At 61.9% G+C, this 13,299-nt stretch carries 8 protein-coding genes; 2 read left to right on the forward strand and 6 right to left on the reverse strand.

Annotated features, from left to right (window positions below; translation table 11 throughout):
* Nucleotides 1-9: 9 nt before the first annotated feature.
* The 3 genes from EPZ47_RS15600 to EPZ47_RS30290 all read right to left on the reverse strand — a co-directional run bounded on the left by EPZ47_RS15600 (nucleotide 10) and on the right by EPZ47_RS30290 (nucleotide 5,388).
* Complete coding sequence (locus EPZ47_RS15600) at nucleotides 10-1,725, reverse strand: type I secretion system permease/ATPase (RefSeq protein WP_135845611.1); 1,716 nt, start codon at nucleotides 1,723-1,725, stop codon at nucleotides 10-12.
* A 171-nt stretch (nucleotides 1,726-1,896) separates the two neighbouring features.
* Nucleotides 1,897-4,161 (reverse strand): TonB-dependent receptor, encoded by a 2,265-nt coding sequence (locus tag EPZ47_RS15605; RefSeq protein WP_238346629.1) that lies wholly within the window; start codon nucleotides 4,159-4,161, stop codon nucleotides 1,897-1,899.
* A gap of 123 nt (nucleotides 4,162-4,284) precedes the next feature.
* Nucleotides 4,285-5,388, reverse strand: a complete 1,104-nt coding sequence (locus tag EPZ47_RS30290; protein WP_202879077.1) for a transcriptional regulator, SarA/Rot family — start codon at nucleotides 5,386-5,388, stop codon at nucleotides 4,285-4,287.
* Between the two features lie 33 nt (nucleotides 5,389-5,421).
* Between EPZ47_RS30290 and EPZ47_RS15620 the strand changes: the two genes are divergently transcribed.
* Entirely contained in the window at nucleotides 5,422-6,762 is a 1,341-nt protein-coding gene (locus EPZ47_RS15620; protein WP_238346630.1) for a multidrug effflux MFS transporter, read from the forward strand.
* Nucleotides 6,763-6,820: 58 nt separating this feature from the next.
* On the forward strand, nucleotides 6,821-7,528 hold the full coding sequence (locus EPZ47_RS15625; protein ID WP_135845613.1) for an SDR family oxidoreductase: 708 nt from the start codon (nucleotides 6,821-6,823) through the stop codon (nucleotides 7,526-7,528).
* An 86-nt stretch (nucleotides 7,529-7,614) separates the two neighbouring features.
* Here the strand turns inward: EPZ47_RS15625 and fabF are convergent, their stop codons facing one another.
* Genes fabF through EPZ47_RS15640 form a run of 3 tightly spaced genes read right to left on the reverse strand, consistent with a single transcriptional unit; the run spans nucleotide 7,615 to nucleotide 13,144 of the window.
* Nucleotides 7,615-8,901, reverse strand: a complete 1,287-nt coding sequence (gene fabF / locus EPZ47_RS15630; RefSeq protein ID WP_135845614.1) for a beta-ketoacyl-ACP synthase II — start codon at nucleotides 8,899-8,901, stop codon at nucleotides 7,615-7,617.
* Nucleotides 8,902-8,957: 56 nt separating this feature from the next.
* Nucleotides 8,958-12,038 carry an efflux RND transporter permease subunit gene (locus EPZ47_RS15635; RefSeq protein WP_135845615.1) on the reverse strand — a complete coding sequence of 1,027 codons (3,081 nt, stop codon included), beginning with the start codon at nucleotides 12,036-12,038 and terminating at the stop codon, nucleotides 8,958-8,960.
* Nucleotides 12,035-13,144, reverse strand: a complete 1,110-nt coding sequence (locus EPZ47_RS15640) for an efflux RND transporter periplasmic adaptor subunit (RefSeq protein ID WP_135845616.1) — start codon at nucleotides 13,142-13,144, stop codon at nucleotides 12,035-12,037. Before EPZ47_RS15640 ends, EPZ47_RS15635 begins: the two co-directional genes overlap by 4 nt.
* Nucleotides 13,145-13,299: the final 155 nt, after the last annotated feature.

Here is a 13,299-nt window from a genome sequence, read left to right on the forward strand (position 1 = left end):
ATCCGCCTCTTACGGTTGAATCGCGCTAGCGGGGTGGATTGCAGGCGTAACGCCCTGCAGTCGCGCCAGGACCTTGTCGCGCGGCCCGAACAGGCTTAGCTCGCCCTGATTGAGCACCAGCAATTTATCCACCTGCGCCAATACCCCGGACCGATGGGTAATGACAAACACGGTGGCACGGCTCTGCCTGAGTTTTTGCAGTGCCTCGGCGAGCATTTTTTCTCCAGCGTCATCGAGATTGGAGTTCGGTTCATCGAGCACCACCAGGCGCGGCTCACCGTACAAGGCGCGGGCCAGCCCGATGCGCTGCCGCTGGCCGCCGGACAAGCCACCGCCATTGGCGCCGATCACGGTGTCGTAGCCATCGGGCAGTTGCAGCACCAGCTCATGGACGCCGGCCATGCGCGCGGCGGCGACCACCGCGGGCGCATCTGCCGGGCCGAAGCGCGAGATGTTCTGGCTGATGGAGCCCTCGAACAGTTCGATGTCCTGTGGCAAATAGCCGATGTACTGACCCAATTCGTCTCGGCGCCATTGGCTGATGTCCGCACCGTCCAGGCGCACAGTACCGGCCTGGCTTGGCCAGACCCCCAGCAATGCCCTGGCCAGGGTCGACTTGCCGGCGCCGCTGGGTCCGATGATCCCCACCACCTCACCGGCGGATACCTGGAAGTCCACCCCGCGAATAATTGGCTTGCCACCGTGCGGGGGGGCCACCGAAAGCCCCTCGACACGGATCGCCCCTTCAGGCGCGGGCAAGGACATGCGCTCAGGCTCGGCGGCAATCTTGACCAGCAATTCGTGCAGCCGGGCATATTGCGAGCGTGCGCCCAGGAAGCCTTTCCACACGCCGATCAACTGATCGATGGGCGCCAGCGCGCGCCCCAACAAAATCGAACCGGCAATCATCAACCCGGAAGAAATCTCATGATTGATCGCCAGGTAAGCCCCCAGGCCCAACACCAACGACTGGACGATCTGACGGAACGTCCTCGACACGGCGGAAATGGTCGTGGCGCGGTCGCTGGCCAGGCTTTGCAAGGTCAGGACCTTATGGGTTTGCCCGTTCCAGCGCTGGCGCAGACTTGCAAGCATGCCCATGGACTCAACCACTTCGGCATTACGCAAGCTCTTGTTGGTGAAGGCGGTGGCCGCCATCTGCTCACGGTTGGCCGCCTGCAGCGGTGCACGGGTGAGCTTTTCGTTAACGAAGGCCAACACCCCCAGGAACACCGCGCTCAACACCCCCATCCAACCGTACCAGGGGTGAAAAATGAACATGACGGCCAGGTAGATCGGAATCCAGGGCGTGTCGAAAAACGCAAACAGGCCGTTACCGGTGAGGAACTGGCGCAACGCATTCAGATCGCTCAATGGCTGGGCCGTGGCATTCATGCCACCGGTATTGAGCGCCTGCTTGAAGCTGGCGTCGAACAGACGTTGGCCCAGCAGCGTGTCCAGGCGAGTACTGATTCGCACCATGATCCGCGAGCGAACCCATTCCAGGCCCCCCATCGTAACCATCAACAGCAACATGATCAGCGTCAGCATCAACAGCGTCGACAGGCTGGCACTGACTACAGCGCGGTCATACACCTGCAGCATGTAGAACGATGGAACCAGCATCAGCAAGTTGACGAAAAAGCTGAAAAAACCAACGGAAAGAAAACTGCCCTTGCAGGCGGCAAGGGCGCTTTCCAGCTCGGTCCTGGGATGGGCTGACATGGTTTATTACCTGAGGTCCGCTTATGTACAAACCTGCAAAAACGTAGTGGATACAGGCGAACGAACGCCTTGGGAATTTTGCGCAGGACTCCGCTGGCGGCTGCACAATAGGACCTACGCGCGTTGTATCGGCATGTTTGGGCGGTTCTGAAGGGCTTGGACGACGGCTTACTACCAGCGCGTGCGCAAAGTCATGCCGACGCTGCGCGGATCGCCGGTCAGCACCCCGTAGTCACCCGCACCCAGCTTGGCGTAGACAGCAGTGATGTACTGCTCGTCGAACAGGTTGCGCGCCCATAGTTCAGCTTCCCAGCGCCTGTTGCTACGGCGCAAGCCAAGACGCAGGTTGGTCAGCCCATAGGACGGTTGATAGCTGCCGGGGCCGCCTTCGAGCGTGCCGTAGTAACCGCTGCGGAACTTGTAATCAAGGCCACTGAACAGCTCCAGGCCGTGCTCCAGCGGGTGGCGATAGTCAATCCCAGCGTTGGCGTTCCACTCCGGTGCGTTGAACAGACGCTGGCCTTTCAAGTCGCAGGACCACTGCGCGCTGGCCGGTGAACAGGGCGCATTGGGAAACTCACGGTAGCGTGCGTCGTTCCAGGCGATCCCCAGCCGCAGATCGATCCGTTCGCTGGCCCGCAGCAGGGCGTCCAGCTCGATGCCACGCAGGCGCACCTTGCCGACATTGATCAGGTTGTCGCGGATCGGTGGGGCAAACGGGCTAGCCGGCGCACGGTTGGTCAGCGCCTGGTAATCGTCGACATCCATCTGGTACACGGCCACGTCGAGCTGGCCCCGGTCGCTCCAGAAACCCTGCTTGACCCCAACCTCGAGCGAGCTCACCCGCTCGGCATCAAACGTCGACTCGGCGCTGGGACCGATCACCTCGAGGTTGATCCCGCCGGCCTTGTAGCCACGCGCCCAAGTGGCATAGCCGAGCAGGTCATCGCGAAACTGGTAGCTGAAGGTCAATTGCCCGGAGAGGTTGCCCTCCTCTACCGCGTCACGCCGGTAATACTCGCCGCCAAGTGCGGTACTGCGCAGCAAAGGTCCCGCCAGCTGGGAAACCAAGTCCGGCCCGAGCGGCGCCAGCCCCGAGACGCTACGGGAAATCCAGCCCTGCTTGCTTTCACGGGTGTAACGCAGTCCCGGCGTAATCGCCAGGCGGTCGGTGGCATGCCAGGTAAGCTGGCCGAACACGGCGCGACTGTCGGTGCGCTGCTCGCCATCGAAGCTCTGCTGCGCGCCCTCCAGCAACGAGGCCGGAATCATCCCCGGCGTAATACCGAGCAATGCGATTTCCGGTCGATCACCCAGAAAGTAAGCCGCCGCGTCCTTGCCGAAGCGCACACCCACCTCACGGTTCAACTTCTGCCGCAAGTAATAGAGACCTACCACGTAATCGAAGTGCTCGTTAGGCGAATCGGCCAGACGCAACTCCTGGCTGAATTGATGGTGATTGAGCTGCACGGCGGCGTTTTCGGCGATGGACAGCGCCATGCCATCGCCATCCTGGTCGGTGTCGTAGGTCCAATCCCGATATCCGCTGATGCTGGTCAGCGTGGCCCCGCTGTCCAACCACCAGTTCAGCTCCAGCGAGGCACCGGTCTGCAATGTCTTTATATTATTCGGCTCATCCTGCTGCACACGGCGCGCGTAGGGGTCGACAGGCAACTGGCGGTAGCCGACGAAAGCGGCCCGCTTGAGGGTCGTCTCACTGTAGTTACTGGCCGCATAAGCACCTCCCTGCTCGTCCTGCCAACCGTACTCGCCGATCAGCCGCGCGCTGAACGCTTCGCCGGGTGTCCACAGCAATTGGCCGCGCAGACCTTGGCGGTTCTGATCGCCAAGGTGGCTGCCGTCGTAACGGTTATCGATGAGACCGTCGCGCTCCACGTCGTAACCGGTCAGGCGCCCGGCCAATACGCCGTCGATCAGCGCGCCTGAAACCGTACCGCGGTACTGACGCAACCCCTTTTCACCGACCGAGACCTCGCCACTGCCCTCCGGCTCGAAGGTCGGCGCGCGACTGCTGACGTTGATCGCGCCGGCCGTGGTGTTCTTGCCATACAAGGTCCCCTGTGGCCCGCGCAATACCTCGACGCGTTCGACGTCAACCAGGTCGCCAAGCGACATGCCTTGGCGGCCCAGGTAAACCCCATCGAGAAACACCCCGACACTGCCATCGATGCCATCGTTGTAGGAGCTCGTGCCCAGCCCGCGAATGCCGTAGCTGGCATAACGCGCACTGGGCACCGTCACCAGCAGACTTGGTACGCGCTGCTGCAGGTCCTCGGTTCGGTAGAGGCCGGCATCGTTCAACTGCTCGCCATTGAGTACGCTCATGCTGATCGGCACTGTCTGCTGGAACTCCTCGCGACGCCGCGCCGTGACCGTTACCTCGTCGAGCACCAGGGCTGAATCGAGACGGGGCACAGCCTGCTCAGCGACCGGATATTCTGCAGCATGCGCCTCACTCAAACAGAAAAGACACACCACATAGAGCGGGCAGCCATTGCGCAATGCTCAATCCTCTTCAACGGTAGCGAGCGCCCCCGTTCATTCGCCGGCGGGACGCGCGAAAGCGTTGAGCGTGTCACGGAGTGCTTCCTGCCCATCGTCATCAAGCTGGCAAGCGGTGTTGATCTTATCGGTCACAGCCAAGAGTTCTTTACTCAACGCCAACGCGGCGTCAGTCAGGGCAATCAGCACACGACGTTCGTCACCTCTGTCTCGGGTTCGAGTCACCATGCCCGATGCCTCGAGACGCTTGAGCAACGGCGTGATTGTCCCGGTATCCATGGCGAGTTTGGTGCCCAGGTCGCCTACGGTCCTGGGCGCTTCAGTGAACAGTTCCAACATCACGAGGTATTGGGGGAACGTCAGCCCCAGCGGTTCCAACAAGGGTTTGTGCAGGCGAATCATCCGATTGGCCGCACCGTACAAGGCAAAGGACAACTGTTCCCCCACTTCCCCGGAGGCTGCAGCGCCATGAGCAGGTACCTGTTTCTGTTGCTCAATATTATCTAGCACACTAGTTAATATTGAATCTGACTGCTTATGCTGCGGCGCGTCTGTCGCCGCCCACCCAGACGGCTTATCAACATCAAGTAGCTCATCACGCGTCGCGCGTAAAATTCGATCCGATAGCTGCGGCTCATCCACTGCGCGGGCGAGCACCATCGCGCCGACAATCGCCGCCAGGAAGCCGATCGCCTGGTCCTCCCTGGAGCGACCGCGCCGCCAGGGAAGACTGGAGGTGAGCAACTCGATCATCCCGACCACCCGGCTCGTGAAGGCGCGGCGCATCCCCGGCTCACGGGAAACATCGATGGCCAGCGCAGGCATGGCGCACCCGGCTTCCGGGTGGTCGCGGTGTCGCTGGCTGAGGTACCTGCCCAGAAAGGCCTCCTTGGGCGCATCACTGCCGGAGACCGTTTCCCGCAGTTCGAGCGCCAACTGGTCCATGGCGCGCTCAAGGCTGGCACAGACCAGCGCGTCCTTGGAGTCGAAATGCGCATAGAAGGCACCGTGGGTCAGGCCTGACGCCTTCATGACTTCGGCAATGCTCGCCCCGGCGATACCCTTGCCACGAAATAGCCGAGACGCCTCCTCCAGGATTTTCTCGCGTCGCTCTGCAGTCTGGCTTGGGGGATGCCTCATGAAAAACCTCCAATCTTGAACTTGACGAATTGCATGATGATCATCATGCTCACCTCACAATATGACGACCATCATACATGCTGGCAGGAAGATCAAACCGATTTCGCATCTACCGGTTCGACCTACCGCAACCGCGCCTACAAACGCCAAAGGTGTAAATCCATGACAACAACTGTTGCGACTGCCCCGACTCAAACCGTCCAACCGCTGACCGGGAAGGTTGTGGCACTGCTTGCAGGCCTGGCGGCAATCAGCATGTTGTCCACGAATATCATCCTCCCGGCGTTCCCAGCCATTGGTGAAGACCTCGGGGTGAGCGCACGGGAGCTTGGCCTGACACTGTCCAGCTTCTTCATCACCTTCGCACTGGGCCAGTTGGTGGTCGGGCCGTTGGCCGACCGTTACGGGCGCAAGAAACTGGTGCTGGGCGGGCTCTGCATTTTTGTCGTCGGCACCGTCATCGCAGGCTTGGCTTCCACGCTCGACATGCTGATTGCGGGGCGCATCATCCAGGCCCTGGGGGTATGCGCCGCCTCGGTGTTGTCGCGCGCCATCGCACGGGATCTATTTGAAGGCGAGACGCTCGCTCGCGCCTTGTCCTTGACCATGATTGCCACCGCCGCCGCGCCAGGTTTTTCGCCACTGCTTGGCAGCCTGCTGTCCGCCACGCTCGGATGGCGCGCCATCTTCATCCTGGTGGGGCTGGCCGCTGTCGCACTGGCGTTCTTCTATGTCCAGAGCCTGGGAGAAACCCATCCCGTCGACCGCCGAGCCCCGCATTCAACCAGGAGCGTGGTGCTCGCCTATCGAAAATTGGCACTGGATACGCGCTTCATCCTTCCGGCCGTTTCGATGAGTCTGTTGATGAGTGGGTTGTTTGCATCATTCGCCGCAGCCCCGGCGATCCTGATGAAAGGGATTGGCCTGACGTCATTGCAGACCGGCTTGTACTTCGCCGCCACGGTGTTCGTCGTGTTCGCCGCCGGCATGGCGGCTCCGCGCCTGGCGCACCGCCACGGTTCCCGGATCATTACGTTGCTGGGCATTGCCTGCGCCATGGCGGGCGGCGGCCTGCTGCTCGTGGGCCCGGCCGATCCAAGCCTTGGCTGGTACGCCTTATCGATGGTCACGTTTCTCTGGGGCATGGGGCTCGCCAATCCACTCGGCACGGCCATCGCCATGCAGCCTTTCGGCAGAGAGGCCGGGATGACTTCCGCGCTGCTGGGTTTTATCTCCATGGGCGCCGCTGCACTCACCACCTGGCTGGCCTCGGTGCTGACCTTCGCGCCAGTCACGACACTGGGGGGCATCCAGGCGACGGCCTGCCTGATCGCATGGGTCTTGTTTGTTCTGCGAGGCAGTCTCGCGAAGTAAACCAGTAAGGCGCTCATGCGCCGCTTTGTTCTTTTTCGTCAATCATTGGAGAATCGACATGCAAATCAAAGGCAGTGTGGCGCTGGTGACCGGCGCCAACCGTGGCCTGGGCAAGGCATTCGTGCAGGCACTTCTCGCGGCGGGCGCCGCAAAGGTGTATGCCGCGGCACGCGACCCGGCCACCCTCGAAGCCCAGCCCAATGTGGTGCCGATCAAACTCGACGTCACCCGCCCCGAAGACATCGCGGCCGTAGCCGAGAGCGCACCGGATCTGACATTGCTGATCAACAACGCGGGCATCAGCGGATTCGAAGGCAAAGACCAGGACAGCAACAGCCTGACCACTCTTCGCCACGAGCTTGAAACCAACGCAGTCGCTCCGCTGGCCACCAGCCTGGCCTTCGCGCCAATCCTGGCGGCGAACGGCGGCGGGGTTATCGTCAACATGCATTCGGCCCTGAGCTGGGTGAACCTTCCCGGCACCCTCACCTATTCGGCCAGCAAAGCAGCCGCCTGGTCGCTCACCAATGGCCTGCGCCTGCAATTGGCAGCCCAGGGCACGCTGGTAGTGGGCGTGCACGTTGCGTTCGTGGACACGGACATGACACGGGGCATCGAAGGCGTGCCAAAGGCGTCTCCCCAGGATGTCGTCCAGCGCGTACTGGATGGGGTGATCAACGGCCAGCCGGAGGTGTTGGCAGACGAGACGAGCCAGCAACTCAAGCAGAACCTGAGTAACGGTATTTACCTGCGGCCGATCTCCTGAAACCAAACGCTCCCACAGATCTTTGTGGGAGCGCGCTTGCTCACGATAGCGGTGGGTCAGCCTGCATCAATGTTGACCGTGCCGGATCAAGCCTCCCAGCGCCGAAACAGCACACTTGCATTCACCCCGCCGAACCCGAATCCATTTGAAAGTGCGTGGGTGATCGGCATCTTCCGAGCATTCAGGGCGACCAGATCGAGCCCCTCGGCGGCCTCGTCAGGGTGAAGCAGGTTCAGGGTTGGTGGCACCACCTGATCACGAAGCGCCAACACCGTGAAGATCGCCTCGATGCCTCCCGCCGCGCCCAGCAGGTGCCCGGTAGCAGATTTGGTCGAGGTGATTGCCACGCCGGAATCACGCCCGAACAACGAGCGAATCGCCGCTAGTTCCCCGCTGTCGCCAACCTGGGTGGAGGTGGCGTGGGCATTGATATGCTGCACGTCGGCAGGGCTGACAGTGGCCTGGCGCAGCGCCTGCTCCATCGCCCGCCGTGCGCCGTTGCCATCTGCCGGACCTGCCGTCAGGTGATAGGCATCGGCACTGGTGCCATAGCCGACCAGTTCCGCCAGGGGTTTGGCACCACGACCCAGGGCATGCTCCAGCGATTCGATCACCAGCAACCCGGCACCTTCGGCCATGACAAAGCCGTCACGATCACGATCAAAGGGACGCGAAGCTTCTTGCGGGCGCTCGGCAAACCCCGTGGAGAGTGCGCGGGCGGCCGCAAAACAACCCAGCGTCACACGGTCTATCGCCGCTTCGGTGCCGCCGCACAGAGCGATATCCGCCTCACCACTTCGGATGAGCCTGGCCGCATCACCAACGGCCTGCACCCCGGCAGCACAGGCTGTGACGGGCGCGCCGAGAGGCCCTTTGAAACCGTGACGGATGGAAACGTGCCCAGCCGCCATGTTGGCGAGAAAGGCCGGTGCGCTGAACGGCGACAAGCGGCGCGGACCACGAGCATCGGTGGTGCGTACAGCATCGGCAATCGCGCCAAAGCCACCCACGCCCGATGAAATGATCGTCGCGGTGCGTTCCTGATCGGCGGCGTCAGTCGGATGCCAGCCCGCCTGCGCCAGCGCTTCGTCAGCGGCCACCAGGGCGAACTCAATGAAACGATCCATTTTCTTGCGGTCCTTGGTCGAGATGAAACGCTCCGGGTCATACCCCGCAACGGCATCCACCTCCAGGGACGGCACCCGCCCACCCACTGCAACACCCGTTCCCTCAGTCATATCGTCGGGCAGGTGACGAATACCAGAGCAGCCAGCCAGCAACCGCCGCCAGACTTCCTCTACGCCGCAGCCCAGTGGCCCGACAATTCCAACGCCCGTGACGACAATGCGTTTTTGGCCTTCAGGAGTAATCATAAGAACCTCTTCATTTCTCGGTCGACGCCCACTAACAGCAGCATCCGCTTGCTGGCTTACACCCGCCTCGCGGCTTCGGTTTGCGCTGGATGCTCAGGACGGATCTTGAACCAGATGGAATACATCGCCGGCAGGAACACCAGCGTCATGATGGTGCCAACGAACGTGCCGCCAATCAGGGTGTAGGCCAGCGTTCCCCAGAACACCGAGTGCGTCAGCGGGATAAACGCCAGAATGGCCGCCAGTGCCGTCAGCAGCACCGGGCGGGCCCGCTGGACCGTGGCCTCGATCACTGCATGGAACGGGTCCAACCCTTCTTGCGTGTTGTGATGGATCTGCCCGATCAGAATCAACGTATTGCGCATCAGAATGCCCGAGAGCGCGATCAGGCCAACCAAGGCGTTGATGCCAAACGGCTGCTGGAAAATCAGCAAGGTCGGGACCACGCCAATCAATCCCAGCGGTGCGGTGAAGAACACCATGATCATGGCCGAGATCGAACGCACCTGGACAATGATGATCAGCAGCGTCAAAGCCACCATGATCGGCACCAGCGGCACGATCGCCTTGCCGGCCTTGCCGGATTCCTCGATAGCCCCCGCCTGCTCGATCCGGTAGCCGTCAGGAAGGCTGTCGATGACCGGCTGCAGTTGCTTGATGATTGCGCTCGAGACGTCCGGAGGCTGCAAGTCTTCGGCGATGTCGCCACGCACGGTAATGGTTGGCGTGCGATCACGCCGCCGCAGGATCGGATCCTCCATGCGCACATCGACCTCGCCGACCTGGGACAACGGAATACGCTGCCCCGCTGAGCCCACCAACGTAAAGCCTTCTATCCTGGCCGGGTCGAGGCGGATATCACCGGCCGCGCGACCGACCACCTGCACCGAGCGGATGTCTTCACGAACTGCGGTGATCGGCACCCCCGTGAGCAGGAACTGCAACTGCTGGGCGACGGCATTTGAGGTCAGGCCTACTGCCTGCATGCGGTCCTGATCCAGGCTGAAATGCAGCGCCGGCGTCAGTGGGCCCCAGTCGGTATTGACGGTGCGCATCATCGGGCTCGCTTGCATGACGTCTCGTACCTGATCGGCAATCTCGCGCAGCTTTGACGGATCAGGCCCCATCACCCGATAGGCAACCGGGAATGGCGAATACGGACCAAACACCAATTGAGTCACCCGCACCCGTGCCTGGGGAGCGAGCCCTTCGGCGACCGCTTCACGCAGGCGGAACTTGAGGGTTTCACGGGCCTCCTGGCTGTCCGTCAGCACCACAATCTTGGCGAACGACGGGTCGGGAAGCTCCGGCGCCATCGCCAGGTAGAAGCGCGGTGCGCCTTGACCGATGTAAGCCGTGACGATTTTTGCCTCATCCTGCTTTTGCAGCCATTGCTCGACCTTGGCGGTAGTGGCGCTGGTTTGCTCGATGGAGGTCCCATAGGGCATTTGCACTTCGATCAGCACCTCTGGACGGTCCGAAGTGGGAAAGAACTGCTTCTTGACCAGGCTCATGCCAAGGATTGCCACGACAAACGTCGCGATCACCGTGCCGGCCACCCACCATTTATGGGCAATGACACGCGTCAGAACCTGGCGAAAGCGATTGTAATGACGGGTGTTGTAGATGGCCGCGTGACCGCCCTCGACCTGCTTGATGTCCGGCAACAGCTTCACCCCAAGATAAGGGGTAAAAGCCACCGCGACGACCCAGGAGGCGATCAGGGCGATGCCGACGATCCAGAACATGTTGCTGGTGTACTCGCCAGCGGTCGATTGCGCGAAACCGTTGGGCATGAAACCGATGGCCGTTACCAACGTACCGGACAACATCGGCGCGGCGGTATGACTCCAGGCATACGCGGAGGCTTTGATCCGGTCGTAGCCCTCCTCCATTTTCACCACCATCATTTCGATCGCGATGATGGCGTCGTCCACCAGCAATCCGAGCGCCAGAATCAGCGAACCCAGAGTAATCCGGTCGAAGTTCTTTCCGGTGGCCGCCATCACTACAAACACTATCGCCAGTGTCAACGGTACGGCGGCTGCGACCACAACGCCTACACGCCAGCCCATGCTTAGAAAGCAAACGAGCATGACAACCAGCAGCGCGACAAAAAATTTGACCATGAACTCACCGACAGCCGAGTCAATGTTCACGGCTTGATCGGTGACCTTGGTCAACGTCATGCCCAGTGGCATGCCTTCATTTATCTTGGCCGTCTCCGCGTCCAGGGCCTTGCCCAGGTCCAGGCCGTTCCAACCCTCTCGCATTATGACCCCCAGCAACAAGGCCTCCTCGCCGTTACTGCGCACCAGGAAGGTGGCCGGGTCTTCATATCCGCGCTCGACTGTCGCGACGTCCGAGAGCTTGAGCGTGCGGCCTTGAATCGCAAGGGGGGTGTCACGAATTTTCGCCAACTTATCGAAGGCGCCGTCCACCCGCAGGACGACCTGCGGCCCATTGGTTTCGATCGAACCGGCGGGCGTCAGCACGTTCTGGCTGTTCAGCGCGGCGAAGATGTCCTGGGGCGAGACGCCCAAGGTGGCCAGCCGATCATGGGAGAAGGACACAAAAATGCGTTCGGCTTGCTCACCGATGATGTTGACCTTCTTCACCCCCGCCACGTGCAACAGGCGCTGGCGCAACGCCTCAGCATCTCGCACCAGCAAGCGCTGCGGCTCACCCTTGGCTTTCAGGGCGAACAGCGCGAATGTCACATCGGCAAACTCATCGTTGACCATCGGCCCGATGACGCCCGCCGGCAGCCTCGCGGCCTCATCGTCGAGCTTCTTGCGCGCCTGATAGAACTCCTCCTGCACTTGCGAGGGCGGCGTGCGATCGACCAACGACACCATGGTGAAAGCCAGACCGGGACGGGTGTAGGTTTCCGTGCGGTCGTACCATTTCAGTTCTTGCAGGCGCTTTTCCAAGGGTTCTGCGACCTGATCCTGCATCTCCTGCGCCGTCGCGCCCGGCCATGCGGTAATGACGGTCAACTGCTTGACCGTAAAAGGAGGATCCTCGGCCCGCCCCAGCTGGAAGAACGCCAGCGTGCCCGCCACGGCGATCAGGAAGATCAGGAACACGGTGATAGAGCGCTCGCGAACGGCGAGCGCCGATAAATTGAGGCTCATTGACGGCCCCCGGCAACCTTCACATCACCCTGTTGAGCCAGCCGTACTTCCTCGCCATCGCGCAGCAGATGCGCGCCGAGCCCGACAATGTGCTCGCCCACCTTGAGATCGCCGGCGACGCGTGCGGCGTCGTCGCTCAAGCCCAGGACCTGGACGGGTCGCCAGGTGACTTTCGCAGGCTCACCGGCGATCACCCACACGCCAGTGCCTTTGCCCGGGTCATACACCGCGGCGATCGGCACTTGCAGCACCTGTTCCTGCGCTGCGCCTTCGGCAATGCGAAGGGTGACGGTCGAACCCAGCGGCGCATTCGCCAGCGCCCCCTCCAACACATACCGCGCCTCAAAGGTGCGCGTCACACGGTCAGCCGAATCCGAAAGCAACCTCAGCTTCGCGGTGACCGCAGCCGAGGTATTGCCATACAACGTCGCCTGCGCGGTGGCCCCTACCGCCGGCCGTAGCGTCTCTGGCAGTTGCACCAGGGCTTCGCGCTGCCCGGCCCGCGCCAGTCGAACCACGGTTTGCCCGGGGCTGACGACTTGCCCCGGCTCGGCGAGCGTTTCCATCACCACACCATCGGCGTCGGCCAGCAGCACGGCATAGCCCGATGCATTACGGGCCACGTCAGCCTGGGCTTGCGCGGCACTGAGTTGTGCCTTGGCGGTATCGGCCGCGGCTTTGATCTGGTCGTAGCCCGAGGCAGAAATGGCGCCTGCGGCCACCAGATCACGATAGCGAGCCTCGTCATCGGCAGTCTGTTTGGCTCGGGCTTTGGCGGCAGCGACCGCCTCCTGCTGCGCTCGCGCCTGCAACCCCAAGTCGATGGGGTCAAGACGCATGAGCGGTTGACCCCGTTTAACGGTCTGCCCGGCATCGACCAAACGCTCAAGCACCTTGCCCGACACCCGGAAACCCAGGTCGCTCTGGACCCGAGCCGCCACGACGCCGGTAAAAGAACGCGAGATATTGGACGAACCCTGAACTTCAGAAACTCTCACCAGGGGGGCGAGCGTGCGCGGATCTTTGGCGGTGGAAGCGTCACCACACGCCGTCAGGACGAGAGGCAACAAGCAAGCGGCGAAGGTGACAGGTCGGAGCCGGAGCATAGGTTCCCTTTACTTGAGCAAATTAGGACAGGAGCCATATTCTCAGTCTCGTGACCAATACTGTCAATGGTCACATAACGCCCGACATCCACCTTTTAGATCCCCTCCCCTATGCTTCCAGTTAACTCTGGATCGCTCAGCAAGAGCATCAATTG

This window comes from Pseudomonas viciae (assembly GCF_004786035.1).
Classification (GTDB): Bacteria; Pseudomonadota; Gammaproteobacteria; order Pseudomonadales; family Pseudomonadaceae; genus Aquipseudomonas; species Aquipseudomonas viciae.